Below are 23,172 nucleotides of genomic sequence, written 5' to 3' on the forward strand. Positions count from 1 at the left end.
TGAGCCCTTTCCATCCTGGGCGGGTTGGTCACGAGCTGGATGCGGTTCGCCGGTTGTGATCGCCAAGTAGTGAAGCTCCCGGTAGATGCGGAGTCGACCAAGACTCGACCGCACCCACCAGGAGCTTCAGTGCTGTTCTATCGCGCTGCGCTGGATCTGTCGCCCGCCTCCCGCAGATACGTGGCCGGCCTCGTCCGCGCCCACCGTCGCCGGATCGGCTCGCGCTGGCGGGCGCTGCCGTCCGAGCGCCAGGCCCTGCTGGTCCTGGTGCACTTGCGCCGCAACGAGACCTTCCCGGCCCTGGCCGCCGCGTTCGGCGTCGGGCTGGCGACCGCCCACCGCTACGTCACCGAAGTGATCGAGTTGCTCGCCGCCCTGGCGCCCGACCTGCGCACGGCGATGCGCATCGCGGCACGCAAGGCGTTTGTGATCCTGGACGGCACCCTGGTGCCGATCGACCGGCTCACAGGCGCCGACGACCGGCGCTTCTACTCCGGCAAACACCGGCGGCACGGCGTGAACATCCAGTTCCTCACCGACCCACACGGCCGCCTGATCTGGGCCTCGGCAACATCGCCCGGCTCCACCCACGACCTGACCGCCGCCCGCGTCCACGGCATCATCAACGCCCTCACCGGCCGGGCGATCGCCTGCTACGCCGACAAGGCCTACATCGGTGCCGGCGGCGCGATCGGCACGCCCTACCGCCGCCCCAAAGGCGGCAAGCTCAGCAAACGCAAGAAGCTGTTCAACCGCCACCACGCCAAAATCCGCGCACTGGGCGAACAGGGCGCCGCCACCCTCAAACGCTGGCACATCCTCCGCCACGCCCGCTGCTCACCAGCCCGGCTGACCCCCATCGTCCAGGCGATTCTCGCGCTGCACCATCACACCAACTGAGGTTGGAAAGAGCTCAACAATCGAGCGGTACAAGATCGGCCTGGACCGTGAACAGACTCGCCATGGACGCGGAGTCCGCCGCCGACCAGCGGCTGCTGCTGTCCAACGACGAGAACTTCGACCGCGTCGACGACGTCCGCGCCGGTTGTGACGCCATCCTCGTCGGCGCCAACACATCCGCGGCGACAACCCGCGCCTGCTGGTTCGCGGCAAGCACCGCCACAAAGACCGTGTCGCCCGCGGCCTACCCGAAAACCCCATCAAAGTCACCTTTACCGGTTCGGGCGATCTGGACCCGGACGCCAAGTTCTTCGCCGCCGGCGACGATCAGAAGATCGTGTACTGCTCCAGCGAAGCGATCAACGGTGGTCGAGAACGCCTCGCCGGCCTCGCCACCCTCGTGGACGCCGGGAACCCCGTCGACCTGACCACCATCCTCGCCGACTTGACCCATCGGGGCGTCGAGCGGTTGATGGTCGAAGGCGGCGGTACCGTCTACACCCACTTCCTCACCGCCGGTCTGGCCGACGAACTCCACCTCGTCATCGCCCCGTTCTTCGTCGGCGACACTAACGCCCCTCGCTTCGTCGGCTCAGGCCAATTCCCACACCATCCAGCCAACCGTATGCCCCTCGAAGAGCCCTGCCCGATCGGCGACGTCATCCTCGCACGCTACCGCCTCACCAACTCGTAGAGTGTCCTCCAGGGGCAGCCGTACTTCGCTCGACGGACGAGGTCCAAGCGTCTACAAGGAAGCCAGCAAGCCGCCAGACTCCCGCGTATGCGCCAGTCAGTTGCTTCCGCAAGTGTCGGCGAACTCGTTGCTGTGCAGAGCCGAGTACGGGGACCCGCTCTGTCGCTGATCTAGCGAGGCGTTGCTCAGCCCCTGAGCAAGATCCGTTTGTGGAGAAGGGTGAGGGTGGCTCGGCCGTGTTCTTCCCTCTTGATCCTGCATTCGCCTCCGTAGCCCATCCCCTCGTCAGAAGCGGAGCAGCAGAACTGTCGCAGTGGGCTGGTACCGTCCCCCACGTCAGCCAACAGAGGGTGTGCCTGTTACTGGATTCTTTGGTGAAAATGAGATGATCGAGTCGATGTCGTAGCATCCGCTCTAGCGTTCTTGTGACCAACGATCTTTGGAGTGATGTGTGCGGAGGAAAAGTCCTTCAGGCGGACCGGAAAGCTACACTGTCCCGTCGCGCACGATCTCGTATACGCCCACATGCTGTTGATCCACGGCTGGCCGCCACGCCAACTAACCGCTGCTACTCCCATGCCGGCAACAAAGTTCAGCCCCTCGGGACTTGATCGCCCGTGACCGAACGGTATTCGATCTTCGACCTTCTAGGCACCTCAGCACGTGCCCGGTCCCTTGTCGACCCCAGAGTGGTACGCACGATTGCGAGGCTCGTCGGAGATGGCCTCGTCACAGGTATGCCGGCCGACTCGGTGCTTGCTGCGGCGTGCCTGGGTGATCCAGTCTCAGCTGTCCGCCGCCTCGCCCAAGCTAGCGTGCTGCCTGATGAGCTGCCGGAGGAGCAGCGCCGGGCTTTGTCGGTGCGCCTGTCTTTGGCACCCACTGAACTGAGCGCGCGAAGTGTGCTTGCGAATCCCGGTCGCGTTGCGGTTTACCTCGGACTACCGGAGGTCCACAGCAACAAGGAGTCGGCGCTTCCCGCCGAGGCCGTTCCTGCGTACGGACTGTTTCCTCATCAGCGGCGCGCTGTCCAGCAAGCTCGATCGCTGCTAAGGAAAGGCAAGACCCGTCTACTGCTGCACATGCCGACGGGCTCTGGAAAGACCCGTACGACTTTGAGCATGGTGTGCGACTTTCTCCGGGAGCAGGAGGGGCGACCGATACTCTGGCTCGCCTCCACGCGTGAGCTTCTTGATCAGGCAGCGCGGGAGTTTCAGCGTGCCTGGAGCGCACTGGGTAACCGCGAAGTCCCCATTCTGACCGCGTGGAGTGGTCAGGAGTGGCGCAGCGATGACGTGACAGATGGTCTCCTCGTCGCAAGCTTGCAGACGATCTACGCACGTCAGGAGGAGCCTGGGTTCCTCCGCGATCTTGGGCGCCGCGTGGGATTGATTGTTTTCGATGAAGCGCACCAAGCGATCGCGCCGACCTACCGGCAGGTTGTGCAACAACTGTCTGTGGCGGGACAGCCGATCACACCCATCGTTGGCCTGAGCGCCACACCGGGGCGGACGTTTGTCGGTGCGCCAGCCGATGAGGAACTAGCGGCGTTCTTCGAGCACACCAAGATCGAACTAGACACTGCGGCGGATGGTGGTGGACCAGGCCCTGTTGAATACCTGATACAGCAAGGCTACCTCGCCCATCCTGAATTTCGCCTGCTAGGTGAACTGCCGAGCGAAGAGGACGAGCCGTCGACTGACATTGACGATCCGGCCGAGCTTGGGATGAATGAGGACGATTATCTCAACGGGGTCGTTGGAGCAGCGCTCCAACTGGTCAAGGAGTCGCATCGCCGGATCATCGTCTTCGCGGCATCCGTCGAACTGGCCCACGTGATTGCGGCGACGTTGCGGGCGGCAGGAGTGCTTGCCGAGGCTGTCGACGGCGCAACGGCTCCGGAGATCCGCGACACGGCGATCCGCCTGTTCAAGGGTGCGGCGCCCGTTGCTCGTGTGCTAGTCAACTACGGTGTGCTCACTACAGGATTCGACGCTCCGCAGACGAGCGCGATCGTAATAGCCCGTCCGACGCGCTCACTGGTGTTGTACAGTCAAATGGTCGGGCGTGGCATCCGGGGGCCGAAGGCAGGCGGAAACAGGAAGGCTGTCATCGTTACCGTTGTCGATCCGTCCGTTCCGGCATTCGGTTCTATAGCTGCTGCCTTCAAGCACTGGGAGGATTTGTGGTAGCGCCAGATTCGGCCCAGAAAGAAGCTCCGCTCCTTTCTGGTTCGCAGACTGTAAAGTCGATCCGGGACACAGGCTACAAGGGCACCGATTATGCCCTTGCTGAATTGATCGACAACTCGTTTCAGTGGGGCGACGCCAATACGGTGCTGTTGGTGATCGTGCAACGCAAGGTGCAGGGGAAACAGCGAGCTGCGAAACGGGTCGACGAGATATGGGTTATCGACGACGGCGGAGGTATGACGGACGAGGCGCTCAATCTCGCGCTGTCCTTCGGCGGTTCCGGCAGGTACGATGACCGGTCCGGCATTGGTCGGTTCGGGATGGGCCTGCCACAAGCGAGCGTCTCACAGTGTAAGCGGACGGACGTTTGGACCTGGCGGCGGTCGCAGCCGGAAAACGCATCGCACACATACCTCGACTTGCAGGAAGTCGAAGATTCCGCCAAGAAAGTGGCGCTGACGGTCCCTTGGCCGACTGCCCCCTCAAGCCCGGACTATGTCGCCCTGCCCGATTGGGCTCTTGACGTCTTCAAGGAACACGCCGTTCCCGACACATCCATGGGGCAACCGGTCTATAGCGGCACCGCGATCCGGTGGACAAACCTCGACAAGTTGCGCTGGGTGCGCGCAGAAACGATGTTTACGCACACCGAATACCTCCTCGGCAGGGTATACCGCAACTTCCTGACTTCCGATACTCGGCCGCGGAGCATTAAGGTCGCCGTCATGGAAGGGGATACGTTGGGCGGGCCCGACGGTTTCCAGGACGTTAGGCCCAACGACCCCCTGTACCTGCATCCGGTGCCAGCGACCACACTTGAGTACTGGGAAGCGGCCGCCGAAGTCGATGGAGACCGCTATATTCGCGTTACGGACGAGCAGCCTTTTGTAGAGCACTACGGGTCCCGTGACTTCGTCATCCAAAGGCCAGACGGGAAAGGTACTTCGGCCGTTCACGCTCGCCTTTCGCTAGCGAAACCCCAGGCAAGGCCGGGGCGTAATCCTGGAAAGGACACCCACCAGGGACGCCACGCCCGCGACAACTCGGGTATCTCCGTAATGCGGGCTGACCGAGAGCTGGTCCTGGAGAAGACGCTGGCGCAGGAAGCCACGGACCGCTGGTGGGGTGTCGAGATCGCCTTCGACCCGTCCCTTGACGAGATATTCGGAGTCACCAATAACAAGCAAGACGCCCCTTATCTCACACAAGCACTACGTCTGGCGCGCGAGCACCATCTCACCAAAGACGAAGCGATCGATGAAGGGTTGTTCGACGAGCAACACCCCATCGCGGAGCTGTACGACATGGCGTACCAGCTCGTCGTCCTCGTTAACCAGATGAAGCTGGAAGGAAAAAACGAGAAGCAGGCCGCCACCCGCGCCCGAGGAGCTCAGCCGGCCGTCACCAGTGTCGCCTCCAACGTCAAAAAGACCCGCGCCGCCGTAAGCCCAACACCTGGCGAAGCCGACTACTCAAAGAACAAGCCAGATCCCGGCAAGGCAGCCGAAACGATCGAGCAAAAGCTCGAAGAGCAGGATGTTCCGGCGGAAATTCGCGGCGCGATCATCGCGAATTATCAACGAGGCGTTACAGTCCAGGTGATTGATCGCCCCGTGAAGCAAGCACCAGCATTCTTCTGGCCTGACGAGGCACTCAATCTTGAGTTCTTGTGTATTAACAACGCCCACCCGGCCTACGAGAGCCTTATCGGACCTCTCCGCGTCTCGAACGAGGCTATCGAGGAGATGAGCGAAGACGAGGCGAAGAGGCTGCTGGTGCAAAGTGCAGATGCCATGACTTGGCTCTTGCTGGCGTGGGCTCGGTTCGAGAATGAACACCGAACGAGTCCGCTCCTCGGGAAGATACAAGAAATCCGCGAAGGCTGGGGTCGCCGCCTCGCGGAGTACGTTGAGGACCAGGCATTCAAGGCGGCCTCACTATTCGACGGAGAGGACGAGACCCAGGACGGGGAGAGTAGCGCGTGACTCAGCAGGGATTCGACCCGCAACGCTGCGGTGAACGCCTTCTAGCGTTGGTGCGGGATGCGGAAGCCTTGACCGTTGTCGCGCCCTTCATCACCGTATCGGGAATTGGGCCCTTGCTGTCAGCCCTGCCGGGCGAGAGCACGCTGGAAGTCATCACACGATGGAGGCCCGACGAGGTGGCGGCCGGGGTCAGCGACCCGCGTGTGTTCGACCTCGTCAGCCAACGCGGTGGGACTGTGGCGCTTCATCCTGTCGTGCATGCGAAGACGTACATTTCGGGTACTCGCGCCCTGGTCGGTTCCGCAAACGTTACCGCCAACGGCCTGGGATGGAACCGGCCAGGCGCCGTCGAGATCCTGGTCGAGGTCGCAGCAGAAGATCCTGCCCTCGTTTCACTGATGGCTGCGCTAAGAGGGACGTCAGCAACTGCCATGGAGGCCGACCGCGATGCCATTCTTGCCGCTGCTGCGATGCTGCCACCCGTACCGCTCCGGGCCTCTGCTGAGGCAGCAGACCGAATTGATTGGCTGCCTACCTATCGACCTCCCGAAGTTCTTTGGAAGGTATACAGCGGGAAACGCGAAGAAAGCGTGGTGGAACTTGTTCGGCCAGAACTCGCTGCATTGGGCGTACCCGCCGGGCTGACGACTGAAGAGGCATTCGATAAATATATAGGTGCCATTCTTCGACAGGGGTTCGCAGGACGGATCGCGCGCGAGTGTAGCAACCTGACAACTATGAAGGCCATCCAGCGACTTATTGAGCTCTGCGATGAGATGGGCCACACGATCGACGATCCTGCGGATTCATGGGAGACTATCGCGGCCTGGATCGCCTATTTTCTTCCTAGGTATCGTAGCGTCTCTGGGGGTAGTCGACTGATCGGCTAACGCCACATCCCGATCGGCCGTCCGGTCTCTGGATTCGGGATTCTTTCATGTTCAGGAAATGATGGCGATCCCGCATCCCCGGAATGGGATTGCGGACCGCTGCTGCACCGATCGATAGCCGCACGCAACAACCCGGCAGCTCTTGTCATGCCGTCGGCCTCGGCCGCAGCGAGGAGACGACGCGCGCTTATCATCGCCTCAGTCTCCAGCAAGCCTCCGAACCCGCCAGTGTTGGACAAACTTCCGGAAGTGGACGCTGGCCCGCTGATGCGTTCCCGAAGGCGCGTAGCCTCTTCTCTCAGTATTCTTCCGAATTCCGAGCTTGAGGGCTCGTCGTCGCATCGGGGTTCCTGAATGGAAGCAAAGAGTCTGGCAACAGGATCCGGGACACCGGTACGCCGAGCGCGGTGCAGGTTCTTCGCGCGCTTCTCATCAAAACGGTCGCTAGTCATGCCGCCACCTGCCTCGTATCAAGATCGATGGCCGCCTCCGTTGTTGAGGACTGGCCGGGAGGCGATGCTTGGCGAGCCGTTCACGGTGCCCGCGAAGGGACTGTGCCCGTTTGGAAGGAAACTGCCCGTCGATGAAGTTTGTCCCATGACCATCAGTTAATCCTAGCTTGACCCGGTCCGCTGTGGCGTGCGCGTCATGGCATCTGATCGACCATAGTCGGCCTCGCTGACACTTGGGACGCAATGGGAAGTATTGGGTTCCCCTGACCGGTGAGACGATTGACCAAAACCGGTCAGGGAGTATCCGCATGGGTCTTGTCCGTTCTGCCAGGGCAGACATCTCACCCGGATGAAGGCGGGCATGACCTCCGCCCGTAGGTTCCGGTTCTCAGCGGGCGCGCCGTCCTCGGCACCCTAAAGTTTGTCAGGTGAGCGTGAGACCAACCATGAACCGCCGACGACACACGAAGTAGAGCCGGGCCATCGTGCCCTCGCCGAGCGCTCTCCGAGTCGGCTTACGTTCGTAGCCCAAGCTCGGAGACCTTAGCCCCCTGAGCTCGGGGCAGGCGGGGAGCGAGCCCGCTCGTAGGGGTGGAGTTCCCTCGTTCTTGATGAGCCTTGCTGCCGTTGTCTGCGGTGTTGGCTAGGATCTCCTTGCACTCCTGGTGAGAGGAAAGGCGACAGCGATCAGATCGTCCAGGAGTGGCTCGGAAGCACACGTCGCAGCACATGGAGCGGATCATGGCGCTTGAAGCAGGTGGTGCAGGCATGGTGTACCTCGACTACAACGCCACTGCGCCGCTGCGTCCGGAGGCGCTTGAAGCAACTCTGAGCGCTCTCCGGAGCGTCGGCAATGCCGCTAGCGTTCACCCGGCCGGGCAGGATGCGGCCTCCCGGGTGAACCTAGCCCGCCGACAACTCGCTCATCTGATCAACTGTTCGCCGGGCGAGATCATCTTCACGTCTGGGGCAACAGAGGCAAACAATCTGGCTCTCCGCACGGCCTACGCGAGCGGCGGGGTGCTGGTCACCACTGCCGTTGAGCATCCCGCAGTGCTTGAGGCTGCCCGCGCCATCACGGCGGACCGGCCTAACTCGCTGGTCGTGTTGCCGGTCGACGGTGACGGGATCCTCGACCTGGAGCCCGTGATCGCAGCATGCGATGAGGGCCGAGTTGCGCTCGTCTCGGTCATGCTGGCCAACAACGAGACCGGGGTCCTGACCGATCTGGCGCCCGTCATCAAGGTTGCCCGAGAAGTCGGTGCGCTGGTCCATACCGACGCAACGCAGCATGTAGGTCGGCTCCCGCTCGACCTCAACGAGCTCGACGTTGACCTGTTGTCGCTCTCGGCACACAAGTTCGGTGGCCCCCAAGGGATTGGGGCGCTGTTCGTGCGCCGCGGTACGGCCCTTCCGCACCGGCCGCTGCTCGTGGGTGGCGGTCAGGAACGTGGATGGCGTGCTGGGACTCTGAACGTCGCCGGCATAGCCGGGCTCGGTGCGGCGGCCGAGGTCGCCCGACGTGGGCTCGCCGACGAGGCTGCCCGCGCCACCAAGCTGCGTGACGCTTTGGAGGCTGGGCTGCGCTCCCGCCTGCCTGAAAGCCGTGTTAATGGCGCCCGAGTCCCTCGGCTTCCTGGGGTCGCCAGTGTCACCTTCCCCGGCGTACCGGCGGATGCAGTGCTGGCTGCAATGCCCGAGGTAGCCGCTTCTGACGGCAGCGCCTGCGCCGCCGGCGCTCCAAGTCCAAGCCATGTGCTCTTGGCCATGGGCCGCAACCGGGAGGAGGCAGATTCCACCGTTCGCTTCTCCCTCGGATACGCCACCACTAAGCGTGATGTCGAGCGTGCAGTGGACGCCACCGTCCGTGCGGTGAGTGAAGTCCGGTCGGCCATGGTCGCCACTGCGGAGGTGTGATCAAGCATCAACCGCCTCGACGCGCGTTCCGTCACCCGTAGCTCCACCGAAAGGTTCCCGCCGAATGTCCGATGGTCCCCTTGCTGCCGCTGCCGAACCGAAGTTCGGGCGTCATGAAACCTTCGCCCCGCGCTTCGGCTGGCTCCACAAGGCATACATGCAGGTCAAGGAGGACGGCGAGATCTTTCACCGTGAGGACGCGCCGGTCCTCCTCGGCGTCGGCAAGAACATGGTCAACGCCATGCGGTACTGGTTGCAGGCGTTCAAGCTGACTCACGAACATCCGCACGAGGATCCGTCCTATCGGGCCTATGTTGCCTCTCCTACGTGGCAAGCACGTTGGCTGCTCGACGAAGAAGGTGCTGATCCCTATCTGGAGGACACCGGGAGTCTGTGGCTGCTCCACTGGTGGTTGCTCTCATCCGAGCCCGTGAAGTGCTTGGCACCGAGCTGGTACGTCATGTTCCATCTCGCTCCGTTCTCGAAGGTCACCTCGGCTGGCATGGCCAGTGTGATCACTCGTAAGGTGCACGAGAACTACGACGAAAAGGCCTTCCCGGCGCCAGAGTCGATCAATCGTGACGTGGACTGCCTGGTCAAGATGTACGCCCTTGATCAGGAGTACAACCCGCTCTCGCCAGGCAGCTTTGAAGACTTGCTGATGAGCCCCTTCCGTGAGCTCGGCCTGTTGGAGGGCCAAGGCAGAGGCAAGGAACGAACCTGGCGTTTCACCAGCGGCTCGCGCGCTAATCTCCCCGCGCCGGTTCTGGTGTATGCCTGCCTGGACTACGCCTCTCGTTCTTCAGGGGGCGCTGGCTCCCTGTCGCTGGCGCGGCTCGCCAATGAGCCCGGTGCTCCCGGCGGTGCCTTCCGGATGAGAGAGCCAGAGCTGACCAAGGCCATTGAGGCTCTGGTCATCGACCACCCTGGCCTGGCATTCACGGAGAATCTCGGCCAACGAGGCCTGCACTTCACCCAACCGCCGCAATCCCTTGCCTGGGACATCCTCGACCAGCACTACGGCCGGGTCCAAGAGCGGGCAGGGTTCCCGACTCGTCAAGAGTGGTTTCAGCTGTATCCCGGTCTCGATGAAGACACTCACCGGCGTCCACGCCGAAAAGCGCCACAACAGGCGGACGCCCTAGACCTGATCGAGGAGAGCGCGTGACCACGGCGACCAAACGTCTTCCGAACCCAGACGAGGACCGGGCCGTCACTCAGCTTCCTACCGGTATCAAGCTGATCGGTTCCGAACTCCGCTCCGCCAACCTGGAGCGCGACGTCCGCAAGAAGCACGTGAATTCTCCGTACGTGGGCGCGCGCGCCCTTGACGTTCTCGACCGTGTCACCAACGCGGTCGCCGACCTCAAACGCACGCGCGCGTGGTCTTTCACCGGCCCATACGGCTCGGGCAAGTCCACCCTGTCTAACCTTCTGGACGCCTTCCTTGGCCACGACCAGACCCGCCAGGCCGAGGCTCGGACGGCTGTGGAGGCCACCAGCCCAGGCCTTGCCGCGCGGTTGTCTCAAGCACGCGATGAGCGTGCGCCGAAGGGCTTCCTGGGCGCGGTGGCCACTGCTCACCGTGAACCCATAGCGGCGACAGTGCACCGAGCTTTGCAAACCGCGGTCGAACGCAAGTGGAAGAGCCGCCCCCCCAAGGCCATCGCTCAAACCCTTGCTGCATGCGCCGAGCCTGGCGTGCCCACGACCGAGAACCTCCTCGATGCCGTCACCGCCCTGTGTGCGACGGGGCACCCAGTCCTATTGATCATCGACGAGTTCGGCAAGTCGCTGGAGTACCTTGCCGCTGCAGGCGATTCCGGCAGCGCTGACAGCGATGTGTTCCTACTGCAGATGCTCGCCGAGAGGGGGGCTGGGCGCTCAGGACTGCCGCTGTTCATCTTCACCCTGCAGCACTTGGCCTTCAGCGACTATGCCGCCCGCTCCAGCGCCATCCAAACCCAGGAGTGGGCTAAGGTCCAGGGCCGATTCGAGGACATCACCTTTGCACCCAACCTCGGCGATGCCGTGCACCTGCTACGGCGGCGCCTAGATCAGTCGGCCATCGATGAGCCCGGCCGCAGACTCGTTCATCACCAGGCGCACGCCTCGGCACGGGCCTGGACTGAGCACGCTTTGAATGCCGTTGTGGATATCTCACCAGAGATGTTCGCTGATCTGTATCCGCTCCACCCACTAACCGCGATCGCGGCGCCACTGCTGGCGGCACAGATTGGTCAAAATGACCGCAGCCTTACCGGCTTCTTGGCCAACGACGAGCCGAACACCGTCCGGCGCACCATTGAGGCGGCCTCGGTCGTAGCGCCCGAGCGGGCCTCCACAATCCGCCTGCCGCAGCTGTATGACTACTTCTTCGCTTCCGGACGTACCACCATTCTGGCCTCGACCAATGCCAGCCGTTGGCTGGAGGTTGACAACCGCCTGAACGAAGCACATGGGCTACCGGCAGAGGACCAGGACATCCTCAAGGCCATCGGCATCTTGAACTTGATCGACGCCGATGGTGTCTTGCGCGCCACCCCGGCCATGATCCAGTTTGCGCTGCATGACCCGGTCGACGCCCCTGACCCAGAGCGTTTCGCTGCGTTGCAGGAGCGACTGCAACGACTCGTCGAGGACAGCCTCGTCGTTCGCCGCGACTACAGCGACGAGTACCGAGTCTGGCAAGGCAGCGACGTCGACATCGACGCCCGGGTAAAAGAGATCGCCGTCCGCATCGCCCCCAGCGATGTTGTCGGCTTCTTCAGCCAGCATCTGGGCACGGTGCTTCCCGCTGCTGTGGTCGCCGGCGCCCACAGCCAGCGCACCGGTATGTTGCGTTACTTCCGTACCGCCGTCAGCCACCAGACTGAGAAGCTCGACGGTCCCGAGACCGTTCGCGACGCCGCCGACGGCATGATCGTCTACCACCTTGGGACGCTGGACACCCGGCCCGTGGTCAACTCCCCGCTTCCGGTACTGATCGGAACCACCAACGATCCGCCCGCCATCCTGGACGTCGGCATCACCCTTGTCGCCCTCAAGGAACTCCGTCAAGACGACACCCTCGACCATGTGGCCGTGCGTGAGATCGAGGAGCGCGTCGCGGACCTCTCCTACGTCATAGGCAGCAAGCTGGACGAGGCGTTCAACCCTCGCAGCCCACAGTCCACCTGGCACCTATGGGATGAGGGCATCGACACAGAAACCCCGCCGCGCACGTCCATCGGGGCACGCAGTTACGCCAGCTTGGTCTCCAATGCCTGCGATGAGGTGTACCCGGACACACCTCATATCCGTAACGAGATGCTCGGACGACACGAGCTGACCAGCAACGGGGCCCGGGCCCGCCGCGAGCTACTCACAGCCCTGCTTCAGCGCACCGGCCGACCCCTCCTCGACTTCGACAAGGACAGGTACACGCCCGAACGCGCGATGTACCACGGTGTCGTGGAGTACCTCGGACTCCACCGAGCCAACGGCCAAGCCGACGTAAGTCAGCTCGACGACTTCACCACGCACGGCGTCTCCCGCCCAGACCCGAACAAGAACCCCACCGTCATGGCGGTCTGGAAAACCCTCGACGAGGCGTTGAGCAACGCGACTCGACCCACGCCGATCGGCGAGATCTACCACCAGCTCATGGCCCCTCCCTACGGAGTCAAGGCGGGCATCGTCCCGATCTTGATGGTTACCGCACTCATTCTGCGCGCCGGGGACGTCGCTGTGTTCGAGGAGGGTAGCTACTGCAACAGACTTACCCCGGAGACCGTGGAACGGCTTCTTGCCGACACAGGCCCTGACCGCTTCACGGTCAAGGCCGCACCCATTGGGAAGGGGCAACGCCGCCTAGTGGCCGGCAGGCTTGCTTCGTCCCTCGACGTCGACGCCCCCCGCTCCCGCGCCGCACGCAACCCACAGCTGCTCGCCGTTACGCGCGCCATGCTGGAGCGGGTCATGGTCCTTCAGCCCTACGCGGCACAGACCAAACGTCTCAGCTCGGAAGCTTTGAAAATCCGCGAAGCTCTCTCCGCTGCCACCGATCCAGACGAACTGGTCTTCGGTGCGCTCCCCAAAGCCCTCGATCTCAAGCCCATACTGGTCAATACCCCAAAGGACGAGCAGGCGGCCGACGCCTACGTCTCTCGCCTGACCGCCGCCATAGATGAGCTCTCCGACGCCAGCACGACATTGCGGCAGGAAGTCGTCGCGGTGATCGCCCAAGAGTTCCGCCTGCCGGCCAAGCTGGACGAACTGCGATCCGGCCTTACCGAGCGGCTTCGCGGCTTCGCCAACGTCTCGCTCGAACTCAACCTGCAGGGGTTCGTCTCCCGCGTTCTCAACCAAAGCCTGCCCGACGAGGACTGGCTCGACCCGATCATTATTCGTCTGACGAACAAGGCACTCGGTGACTGGACCGACCGGGACGTCGAAAGCTTCCCTCCCCAGGTCAAGCAGATGGCCCGTGCCCTCGACCGCGTCAGTCACCTCTACGACACCCAGGAGACCTCCGCCGCCGAGGCGCAGGCCGACGCGAAGGTAGCCGAGCCCAGACGGATCGAGACCCGTCTGCTGACGCTCACCACTCCCCAGGGAACAGAAGAACGCACGCTGATCCACGTGCCCAAACAATCCCGCACGGCCGCCGATGAACTGGTTGTCAGAGTCATGAGGCAGGCTGAACAGGAACTCGGCCCGGACGGCGCTCGCATCCTGCTCGCCGCTCTAGCCGAGCGACTCGCCGCAACAGACCTCGATCACACCCTCCAGGGGAAGGAGAAGCTGTGACCCAGACAAACAGCTCCAGCGGCAAGACACGCCACGTCCTCGGGATCTCCGGAGGGAAGGACTCCTCCGCCCTCGCGATCTACATGCGCGACCGGATTCCCGACATGGAGTACTTCTTCTGCGACACCGGTGCAGAACTCCCCGAGACCTACGAGTATCTCAACCGACTCGAGGCCGCGCTCGGCAAACCGATCGCCCGGTTGAACTCCACACGCGACTTCGACCACTGGCTTGAGATCTATCAGGGCACCCTGCCCAGCCCGCAGATGCGCTGGTGCACCAAGAATCTTAAGATTAAGCCCCTGGAGACTTGGGTCGGGGATGACGACGTCATCTCCTATGTTGCCATCCGAGCTGACGAGAACCGGCTCGGCTATGTCAGCACCAAACCGAACATCACTGCGGTCTTCCCCTTTCGCGAGGACGGGATCGACCGTGCAGGTGTCGACCGTATCCTCGACGAAGCGGGTATCGGCCTGCCGGGCTACTACGAGTGGCGGACTCGTTCGGGTTGCTATTTCTGCTTCTTTCAACGTAAGCACGAATGGGTGGGGCTTAAGGATCGTCACCCAGAGTTGTTCGAGAAGGCGATCGCATACGAGGAGAAGGTCAACTACCAGCAGACTGCCATGAAGGACCGGAAGTACACCTGGTCACAAGGCGAGTCGCTCGACGAGCTGATTGCTCGCCGGGAGCAAATCGAGGAAAAGCACCGGGCCGCCATGGAGCGCGCCGCCAAACGCATCAAACCCAACCGTCCGCTCCTGGAGATCCTCTCCGACGCGCACGATGAAGACGATGATCAAGCTGGATGTGCCGTCTGTCACCTTTGACCTGGCGAATGTACTTGTCGGCGGAACGGGGTGGCTGCGACGTTTCGTAAGTGGGATCTGGCCACTTTTCGGATGCTGTTGGTGATCTTGGGCTTCGTTGCAGTAGTCGGCCGGTGGCGTGTGGAATCGTCGGCAGAGCTGCTGGAATGGACTGATCGGACGTGAGATCCGGTCGGAGATGGTGCCGGGTGGTAGCCTCGGCGAGCCGGATGATGTTGGTGCCGACGGTGGTGAGGACGTGCTGGACGTGGGTCTTGGCCAGGCCGCGATAGAGGCAGTGGCGCAGGCCATGGGCACGGACGGTCTCTGACACGGTGGCCTCACAGCCGGCACGCTGTGCGTAGCGGGCCTGCCATTGGAGCGTCTGCTGCTCGGCTCTTGAGCGGGTTTGGACTTTTGCAAGGGCTCGGGCAGTAGGGTGATGTGGCGTCCCTTGCCGTCGGCGTCGCCGATGCAGGCCAAGCGGACCCTGAAGAACCGGGAGGCCTGCGGGGGAACAGCACCGACAGGTAACGCGTCCGTCGCCGGTGGCCGGTTTCCTGGGCGGGCTGGTCACTCCGCGTGGGCAGGTGAGGGTGTGTGCCTACCAGTCGATGTGGAAGTCGGCCTTGGTGAAGCCCGGCCGCCAGGTGCTCGCAAGGCGCCACGCCGCGGGCGGTCAGGCCCTGATGAATGGCCTCCAGGGCGTCGATGTCCTGTTCGGGCGCCGGCCGGGTCACCACGTGCACGATGACATTCGGGCCCTCATCGTCGCAGGTCTCGCTCTGATGGTCGCGGTAGCCGATCCACTCGGCCTTGTCCGCAGATGTGGCCGTCGTGGCTACGACGTCTTGAATTGGGATCTGGCCCACTTTTCGTGATTGATGCGGCTCCGTTGGCCCGTTCAGGTGTGCTGGGCGGTACTGCCCCGTAGCCCGTTGGGCGCGGACGAGCATGTGTCACGTGGGGAGATCATGATCTTGGGGTGCTGCTGCCCCATCTGGCCGGGGTTGAGGTCGAGCGGGTCGAGCAGGCGGCTGGTGGGGTGCGGATCTGGGCGCGGACGCGGCCGGTGGCGGTGACCTGCCCGGGCTGCGGTTCGTCCTCGTCCAGGACCCATAGCCGATACCGGCGCCGGCTGGCCGACACCGCGATGGGGTGGTCGGGAGGCGACCATCGTGCTGCAGGTCCGCCGCCTGTTCTGCGATGAGCGGTCGTGCGGGCGGCGGACGTTCGCCGAGCAGGTGCCCGGTCTGACCGTCCGGCATGGGCGCAAGACGCCGCTGCTGGTGGAGTTCCTGCGCAACATCGCGGTCGCGGTGGCCGGGCGTGCCGGGGCACGGCTGGCTGGCGCGCTGTGCGCGGTGGCCAGCAGGTCCACACTGTTACGGCTGGTCATGGCGGCTCCCGATCCGGCCGCCCCAACTCCGCGGGTGCTGGGTGTCGATGACTTCGCGATCAAGCGTGGTCACCGGTACGGCACCGTACTCATCGATTGTGAGACCGGTGCGCCGTTGGAGTTACTGCAGGGCCGGGGCGCCGCCGTGCTGGCGAACTGGCTGACCGCGCATCCAGGTGTCGAGGTGATCTGCCGGGACCGCTCGGGCGCCTACGCCGAGGGCGCGCGCATTGGAGCCCCGGAGGCGATCCAGGTCGCCGATCGCTGGCACTTATGGTCCAACCTGGTCAAAGCGGTCGAGAAGTGCGTGGCCGCGCACCGATCGTGCCTGCCCGAGCCTGTACTGGAGGGGCCCGGCGGTGCACTCCAGCCGCCTGTGCCGCGTGAGGCGGCGGCGCCGGAGCCGACCGGGAAGTTCGCCGAGCGCGCCCGGCGGCATCACGCCCAGGTCCACCAGTTGCTGGCCGAGGGGTATGCGATCCGGGCGATCGCGCGGCATCTGGGCTGGGGGCGGCACACCGTGCAGCGCTACGCCCGCGCCGCCAGCTGGCAGGAACTGGTCGAGGCCGCTGGCAGGCCCCGCGCGCCAGCATGCTGGATCCCTTCAAGCCGCACCTGCACCAGCGCCTGGACGAGGGCTGCGGCAACGTCGCCGAGTTGTTCCGGGAGATCCGCGCGCTGGGCTACACCGGCAGCTACTCCAACCTCCGCGACCACCTGGTCGGGCAGCGTCCGGCCAAGGCGCCGCTGGCCAAGCCTGCACCGACCGTGCGCGAGGTCACCGGCTGGCTCACCCGCCGCCCCGACTCCCGCACCGAGGACCAACGGCCCCAGCTCAAAGCCCTGCTGGAACGCTGCCCCGAACTCGCTGCCGCCGACCAGCACATCCGCGCCTTCGCCACCATGCTCACCCAGCTGAGCGGCCACGATCTCCCGCGATGGATCAGCGACGCCCACGCTGCCGGGCTGCCCGGGATCTCCTCCTTCGCCAAGGGCCTGGAGCAGGACCTCGACGCCATCATCGCCGGGCTGACCAGCCGCTGGAACTCCGGCCCGGTCGAGGGCCGCGTCAACCTAGAAGTTACGTGGAATCTGGCCGTGGGGGTGATCATGTCTCCTCGGTCTTGATCACGTGACTTGGGAGATGGCTTGAGCGGCACGGTGGTGCTTGAGGAGAAGTGGCCGGTGCTGGGCCGGCACGAGCGCGCGGCCGAGTGGCTGCGGATCTGGACGGATCTGGGGAGAGCTCCCAGGACGATCGATGCCTATGCGCGGGGGCTGGCCGAGTATCTGCAGGTGTGCGAGCGGGAGGGCGTCGATCCGGTCACGGCGAGCCGGGCGCACATCGCTGTGTTCGTCGGGAGTTGACCGAGCGGCCCAGCCGTCGCGGTTCGAACGTCGTCTCGCTCGATTCGGGTTCGGGCTTGTCGAACGCGACGATCCAGCAGCGGATCGTGCCGGTGCGGCTGTTCTACGACCACCTGATGGAGGAGGGGCTGCGGGACTCCAACCCTGTCGGCCGCGGCCGCTATACCCCTGGCCGCCGATCTGATGGGGGGACCAGCGTGGCCTGGTGCCCCGGCCGACGAAGCTGCCGTGGATCCCCACCGAGCAGGAGTGGAACGCCGTGCTGGTGGTCGCGGCCGCAGAGCAGATCCGTAACCGCGTCATGCTCGCCCTGGCCTACGATGCCGCGCTGCGGCGCGAGGAGCTCTGCTCGCTGCGCACCGACGACCTGGATCCCGCGCACCGCACCCTGCGGGTCCGGGCGGAGGCCACCAAGAACCGGCTGGAGCGGGTGGTGCCGTACTCGGCGGCGACCGGAGTGCTGCTGTCGGGCTATCTGGCGCATCGAGCGAGGATCAGCCGGGCCCGGGGGCCGTTGTTCCTGTCGGAATCACGGCGCAACCATGCCCAGCCGCTGACCTTGTGGACCTGGTCGAAGGTCGTGCGCCGGATCGCCCTGACCGCCGAGGTTCCGCGGTTCTCCACGCACACGACCCGGCACCTGTGCTTGACCGACCTCGCCCGGATGGGCTGGGAGCTGCACGCGATCGCGACCTTCGCTGGGCATCGCCATACCGATTCCACGCTGCAGTACATCCGCCTGTCCGGGCGGGATCTTGCCGACAAGCTCAACAAGGGGATGGAGCACATCCACGCCTGGCGGATCGCGATGCTCACCGGGACGGCTCGTCCCAGCGGAGCGACGCGGTGACCGCTCCGCAGCACGAGACCATCGCGGCTCTCGGTGATCGTTGGCGGTCGCCGCTTGCCGGTCACCGGTTCGACACCACCGCGCAGATCCGGCGCGACGAGGGACGCGCCATCGGCGAGCTGGGCGTCGGCAATCTGCGGCGACTCAAGGATCACGACCGGTCCGCGACCGGCTGGACGGTGATCGGACGGCTGCTGCGACCGCTTGAGGCCGTCAACGCCGGGCTCGACGGCCCGGTCACCCCGCACCGGCACCGCGCCATGCTGGACGTCGCCGCGCTGTTGCTACTGCGATGCGCCGACCATGGACAGACCTTTTGGAGTTGGACCGACCAGGAATGGGTCTTCCTCCTGGGGCGTGACCACGCCGAGTTCCGGCGCCACGCACCGGCCTGGGCCGGTGATGAGGTCCGGCCCTACCTGGCGGCGCACGCCTACCTGCTCGGCTCGTTCACCGGCTTCGACCGGCTGGGCAACTTCCAGCGCCTCACCCTGGCTCGTCGGATCTTCGGACGCGATCGCCTGAGCAGCGAGATCTCCCGGGCCCGCGTCGTACTGGCCGAGTGGGGCTACCGCCTCGGCAACGACGACGACAAACTGCTTCCGATGGTGGCCTGCCGGTTGTTCCTGCTGAACCGCAGCCCGCACCTGGACGATCTGGAGACCGAGCTGTTCGACCGTGCCCGCCGCGATCGTCTGCTGCCCGCCACGCAGATGAACACGCTGCACGCACTGCAACGCGCGGTGAGCGCGCTGGGGTTCTGCGACCCGCCCCGCCAGGGCACCGGACGTCGCTCCACGCGGGCGAGCGGCGGCGCACCCGAGTGGAACGGTGGGTGGACCGCTGGCACCAGACCTCGACGCTGACGCCGCGCACCCGCGGTAACGTCCGGGCCAACCTGCTCAAGGTCGGCCGCTGGCTGCAGGCCGAACACCCCGACGCCGCCGACCCGGCGGACTGGACGCGGCAGACCTGCGCGACCTGGGTCGCCAGACTCGATCGGATGAATGTGGGCGACTACGTTCAGCGCACCGTCAACATCAAGGGCCGCGTCGGCAAGCCGTTGTCGGCCGGCGCCAAGGAGGGGCAGCTCGCCGCGCTCCGAAGGTTCTTCAGCGACTGCCAGGAGTGGGAATGGTTTCCCCGCCGGTTCGATCCCCAGCGGGCCCTGGCGACCCCACGGAGCATCGCCGCCCTGCTCGGCCCCAACCCCCGCGTGATCGCCGACGAGATCTGGGCCAAACTGCTCTGGGCGGGACTCAACCTCGACCAAGACGACCTCCCGCAGACCAGAGCCGGGCACTTCTACCCGATCCAGCTCGTCCGTGCGATCACTGTGACCTGGCTGTTCAGCGGGCTACGCAGTGACGAGATCGCCCGGCTGCGCCTCGGATGCATCCGCTGGCAGCACGACGAAGTCCCGATCTCCGGGGACTCCGACCAGGTCCTGGCACGCGACGCGGTCTGCCTGCTGGACGTCCCCACCCACAAGACCGGAACCGCGTTCACCAAACCCGTGGACCCGATCCTCGGCCAGGCTATCGAGGCATGGCGAACCGTCCGACCCGACCAGCCGCTGTTCGACGACCGCCGCACCGCAGAACGAGTGCACCCGCTGTTCGCCTTCCGGGCCCGCCGGGTCTCCTCCTCATACATCAACAACACCGTTATCCCGATGCTCTGCCGCAAGGCGGGCGTCCCGGCCGCCGACGTCCGCGGGAACATCACCAGCCACCGAGCCAGATCCACCATCGCCAGCCAGCTCTACAACGCCAAGGAACCGATGACGTTGTTCGAGCTGCAAGCCTGGCTCGGGCACCGCTCGCCGCAGTCCACCCAGTACTACGCCAAGCTCACCCCCGCCACGCTGACGCGGGCCTACACCGACGCCGGGTACTTCGAACGCAACGTCCGCACCATCGAGGTCCTCATCGACCGCGACGCGGTCGGGAGCGGAGCCGCGGCCGCCGGAGAGCCGTGGCAGTACTACGACCTGGGCTACGGGTTCTGCAACTACACCTTCTTCGAGCAGTGCCCGCACCGGATGGCCTGCGCCAAATGCGACTTCTACACCCCGAAGGACTCCTCCAAGGCGCTGCTGCTGGAGGCCAAGAAGAACCTGCAGCGCATGCTCGCCGCAGTCCCCCTCAACGATGATGAACGTGCGGCCGTCGATGAAGGCAAGACCGCGCTCGACGGCCTGCTCCAGCGTGAGGTTCCCCCTGTTGCACGGACACCAGCGGTGAGGTCACTCGTGGGTGTCTGAGGGCAGGTTGAGCCCTTCGAACGTGACGGGGCTGTGCATTCCGATACTGGAATGGCGTCTATGAGGATTGTACCAGCATTCGACCCATTCAAAGACCGCGCTGGCCAGCTCTTCCCTGGTCTTCCATGTCCGGGTGTCGAGTAACTCCAGTTGCATCGTTCCCCAGAACGACTCCATCATGGAATTGTCGTAGCAGTCACCGACCGTGCCCATCGATCCGAGCAGCCCGGCATCTCGCAGACGTTTCCCGAAGGCCCAGGATGTGTATTGCGTTCCGTGGTCGGAATGCAGAATGGTTGAGTGTGGTGGCGGGGTGCGCCGGGTGACGGCCATGGCGAGTGCGTTGATGACCAGATCGGTGTCCTGGCGGGTGTCGATCGACCAGCCGATGATCCGCCTGGAATAGGCATCCATCACGGCAGCGCAATACAGTTTCCCTGTCGTTGTGGGGTGCTCGGTGTAGGGGTCGGGCCGCAGCGCCCTGCCGGTCTTTCGGCCGGTGGGTCTCTGCGGCCCGCCCTCCGAACCGGACGTGCGACTCATCGCCGCATCCGGCTCTCCACGTGTTCATGCCGCTGGTGCGGGTGTTCCTGGCGTCTGGGCTGGCGACCATGGAGTGGGGATGCGAGTCCCCCGGTATCGGTAGCGTTCAATTGCCACCGTTACCGGACGGAACATCTCGGTCCCTCCGGCTTGGATCTGCCAGCCCGGCGCGAAACGCCGAATGAGGGTGTGCATGTTCAGCCCGGGGTGACGTTTCCGGAGCCAGCCGACCACTCGCCAGAAGGCGAAATGGTCGAGGTAGCCGAACGTCCGGGATGAGACCCCGTGGCGGAAGTAGCTGCACCATCCCCGCAGCACCGGGTTGAGCCGGCGCAGCAGATCGGCCAGTGTCCGATGACTTCGGCGGCGGGTGAGCGCCCGTACCTTGTCCACGATCGAGGCCAGCGCCTTGTTCGAGGGGTAGGTGTAGACCGCTCGTTTGCCACTTCGGTTCCGCCAGGCGCGGCGCTGGATGCGCCAGCCAAGGAAATCAAAGCCCTCATCGATGTGGCAGATCCTGCTCTTCTCAGCCGACAGGCGCAGACCCATCGGTGCCAGGACCGCGCCGACCTCATCCCAGAGCGCTTCGGCGTCGGCGCGTTGCCCGGCGAGCATGACCACGAAGTCGTCGGCGTAGCGGACGATCTTCATGACCGCGCCTCCGGCGCGTCGGTGCTTTGCGCGTGTCCATTCCGGGCCGAGCGCCTTCCACTTGGCGGCGAAGTGCTCGTCCAGAACCGACAGGGCGATATTGGCCAGCAACGGTGACAGGATCCCGCCCTGGGGTGTCCCGGTGATCGTCTCGCGGTTCAGGCCATCCTCGGACAGGATGCCCGCCCGCAAGAAGGCCGTGATCCAGGCCAGGACACGTTTGTCCGCGATGCGTGCCCGCACCCGCCCCATCAGGGCCGGATGCGAGATCTCATCGAAGCACGCCGTGATATCGCCCTCGAACACCCACTCGTAGTTCCGATTGGGTGAGGCGAGGTAATGGATCTCAGCGATCGCATCCTGAGCCCGGCGTCTCGGGCGGAAGCCGTAGGAACACGGCTTGAAGTCCGCCTCAAAGACCGGCTCCAGCACCAGTTTCAACGCGGCCTGCACGACCCGGTCGCAGGTTGTGGGGATCCCCAGCCGCCGGACCTTGCCCGACGCCTTGGGGATCGCCTTCTCCCGCACCCGGCATGGAACGAACCGGTCGGCCTTGAGATCGTCTCGAAGCCCACCCAGCAGGTCCGACACGCCAGAGCCGACATCGCGGGGTGCGATGCCATCGACTCCGGCGGTCCGTGCGCCCTTGTTGCCCCGCACCCGGCTCCAGGCGACCACCAGGAAGGCCGGGTCATAGACGAGGTTACGCAGATCATCGAAGCGACGGCCGGGATCGGCCCTCGCCCATCGGTGCAGCTTGCGTTGCATCACCCGTACTCGCACCTCGGCCTCATCAAGGCCGGGCCACGACGCGCCGGTGTTCACCAGCGGCCTCCGGGATCAGCACCCATGCCGCGAACACGCTGGACCCCTTGGCCATGTGACCGGCTTTCCCGGCCCCGGACTACTACGGGTCCTCCGCCCCACCCCGGCGGCGTCAGCCGACGGCGGGCCTTCCCACCAGATCGCCGGCTGCGATCCGGATCAGGGGCCACCGGGATGGTTCCCACGTTCACTGACCAACCGTTCGACGGGGTCGGCGCCCAGCTATGCCCCTGCAGCATCGCCGCGGCTACGCCGCAGACCTTCACCGCGGCCTCCCAACCGGCGACATCAACCGGCCCAGAAGTTCCCCGCACCACGCTGCGGTGCGGGTGCGCGCTGCTACCCAGCCCCGATCCGCCAGGTTCGAGCTGGTGGCTCTCTTGAGGAGCGTTCAGCCGCTGGTTCCTCACGTACGCCTTTCCGCCTCGCTAGCCGAGCACGGGTCATCTGGCAGTACTGACCCGCCTCGTCGTTGACAGGGCTGCTTCCCGCCCTCCCGGCACCTCCCGGTTCAGGCTGCCCTCTGCTTCACCCGGCCCGCTGCGACAGGCCAGGGGCGGTGTCCTTTCACCACCGCACGGTTCGTCAGCGCCTCGTGGCGCTCTATGTCGGTGAGCCACAACCGGTCGGGACCGGT

At 64.8% G+C, this 23,172-nt stretch carries 17 protein-coding genes and 1 pseudogene; 15 read left to right on the forward strand and 3 right to left on the reverse strand.

Features of this window, described 5'->3' with window-relative positions; all coding sequences use genetic code 11:
- The first annotated feature begins 129 nt into the window (after positions 1-129).
- The 9 genes from AMA02S_RS39015 to AMA02S_RS39050 all read left to right on the forward strand — a co-directional run bounded on the left by AMA02S_RS39015 (position 130) and on the right by AMA02S_RS39050 (position 14,654).
- Positions 130-900, forward strand: a complete 771-nt coding sequence (locus tag AMA02S_RS39015; protein WP_067469956.1) for a transposase family protein — start codon at positions 130-132, stop codon at positions 898-900.
- A 199-nt stretch (positions 901-1,099) separates the two neighbouring features.
- Entirely contained in the window at positions 1,100-1,594 is a 495-nt protein-coding gene (locus tag AMA02S_RS39020) for a RibD family protein (protein WP_245668034.1), read from the forward strand.
- A 737-nt stretch (positions 1,595-2,331) separates the two neighbouring features.
- Positions 2,332-3,786, forward strand: coding sequence for a DEAD/DEAH box helicase (locus AMA02S_RS39025; protein WP_084266058.1), 1,455 nt, complete (start codon positions 2,332-2,334; stop codon positions 3,784-3,786).
- Positions 3,780-5,771 (forward strand): ATP-binding protein, encoded by a 1,992-nt coding sequence (locus AMA02S_RS39030; protein WP_169806973.1) that lies wholly within the window; start codon positions 3,780-3,782, stop codon positions 5,769-5,771. Before AMA02S_RS39025 ends, AMA02S_RS39030 begins: the two co-directional genes overlap by 7 nt.
- Positions 5,768-6,661 (forward strand): phospholipase D family protein, encoded by an 894-nt coding sequence (locus AMA02S_RS42620; protein ID WP_157431142.1) that lies wholly within the window; start codon positions 5,768-5,770, stop codon positions 6,659-6,661. Before AMA02S_RS39030 ends, AMA02S_RS42620 begins: the two co-directional genes overlap by 4 nt.
- 1,193 nt (positions 6,662-7,854) lie before the next feature.
- Entirely contained in the window at positions 7,855-9,030 is a 1,176-nt protein-coding gene (locus AMA02S_RS39035; protein ID WP_245668033.1) for a cysteine desulfurase family protein, read from the forward strand.
- A 64-nt stretch (positions 9,031-9,094) separates the two neighbouring features.
- Positions 9,095-10,198 carry a DUF4007 family protein gene (locus AMA02S_RS39040; RefSeq protein ID WP_067469963.1) on the forward strand — a complete coding sequence of 368 codons (1,104 nt, stop codon included), beginning with the start codon at positions 9,095-9,097 and terminating at the stop codon, positions 10,196-10,198.
- The gene (locus AMA02S_RS39045; protein ID WP_067469965.1) at positions 10,195-13,821 is read left to right on the forward strand and encodes a hypothetical protein; all 3,627 of its coding nucleotides are present in this window, start codon (positions 10,195-10,197) and stop codon (positions 13,819-13,821) included. The genes AMA02S_RS39040 and AMA02S_RS39045 overlap by 4 nt, the downstream gene beginning before the upstream one ends.
- Positions 13,818-14,654: a phosphoadenosine phosphosulfate reductase family protein gene (locus tag AMA02S_RS39050; RefSeq protein WP_067469967.1), complete on the forward strand. Its 837-nt coding sequence runs from the start codon at positions 13,818-13,820 to the stop codon at positions 14,652-14,654. Before AMA02S_RS39045 ends, AMA02S_RS39050 begins: the two co-directional genes overlap by 4 nt.
- Here AMA02S_RS39050 and AMA02S_RS41085 read toward each other — a convergent pair.
- Positions 14,566-15,210, reverse strand: coding sequence for a transposase (locus AMA02S_RS41085; RefSeq protein WP_084266060.1), 645 nt, complete (start codon positions 15,208-15,210; stop codon positions 14,566-14,568). The two genes, AMA02S_RS39050 and AMA02S_RS41085, sit on opposite strands and share 89 nt — an antisense overlap.
- A 541-nt stretch (positions 15,211-15,751) precedes the next feature.
- On the opposite strand from AMA02S_RS41085, the pseudogene AMA02S_RS45235 reads away from it, so the two are divergent.
- From AMA02S_RS45235 to AMA02S_RS39075, 6 genes and pseudogenes are all read left to right on the forward strand, one after another.
- A pseudogene (locus AMA02S_RS45235) lies at positions 15,752-16,345 on the forward strand (ISL3 family transposase); the annotation flags it as partial.
- Positions 16,346-16,623: 278 nt separating this feature from the next.
- Entirely contained in the window at positions 16,624-17,160 is a 537-nt protein-coding gene (locus AMA02S_RS44545) for a transposase (RefSeq protein WP_067469972.1), read from the forward strand.
- Positions 17,161-17,181: 21 nt separating this feature from the next.
- The gene (locus tag AMA02S_RS43745) at positions 17,182-17,400 is read left to right on the forward strand and encodes a hypothetical protein (protein ID WP_218005285.1); all 219 of its coding nucleotides are present in this window, start codon (positions 17,182-17,184) and stop codon (positions 17,398-17,400) included.
- A 205-nt stretch (positions 17,401-17,605) separates the two neighbouring features.
- Complete coding sequence (locus tag AMA02S_RS43750) at positions 17,606-18,250, forward strand: tyrosine-type recombinase/integrase (protein ID WP_218005286.1); 645 nt, start codon at positions 17,606-17,608, stop codon at positions 18,248-18,250.
- On the forward strand, positions 18,247-19,116 hold the full coding sequence (locus AMA02S_RS43755) for a hypothetical protein (protein WP_067469976.1): 870 nt from the start codon (positions 18,247-18,249) through the stop codon (positions 19,114-19,116). The genes AMA02S_RS43750 and AMA02S_RS43755 overlap by 4 nt, the downstream gene beginning before the upstream one ends.
- Entirely contained in the window at positions 19,086-20,516 is a 1,431-nt protein-coding gene (locus tag AMA02S_RS39075) for a tyrosine-type recombinase/integrase (RefSeq protein ID WP_067469979.1), read from the forward strand. The genes AMA02S_RS43755 and AMA02S_RS39075 overlap by 31 nt, the downstream gene beginning before the upstream one ends.
- On the opposite strand, the gene AMA02S_RS39080 is transcribed toward AMA02S_RS39075, so the two are convergent.
- On the reverse strand, positions 20,499-21,059 hold the full coding sequence (locus AMA02S_RS39080; protein ID WP_084266062.1) for an IS3 family transposase: 561 nt from the start codon (positions 21,057-21,059) through the stop codon (positions 20,499-20,501). The genes AMA02S_RS39075 and AMA02S_RS39080 overlap by 18 nt on opposite strands.
- 24 nt (positions 21,060-21,083) lie before the next feature.
- Positions 21,084-22,535, reverse strand: coding sequence for a group II intron reverse transcriptase/maturase (gene ltrA, locus AMA02S_RS39085; RefSeq protein ID WP_067469985.1), 1,452 nt, complete (start codon positions 22,533-22,535; stop codon positions 21,084-21,086).
- Positions 22,536-23,172 lie beyond the last annotated feature (637 nt).

This window comes from Actinomadura macra NBRC 14102, assembly GCF_001552215.1.
GTDB classification, from domain to species: Bacteria; Actinomycetota; Actinomycetes; order Streptosporangiales; family Streptosporangiaceae; genus Spirillospora; species Spirillospora macra.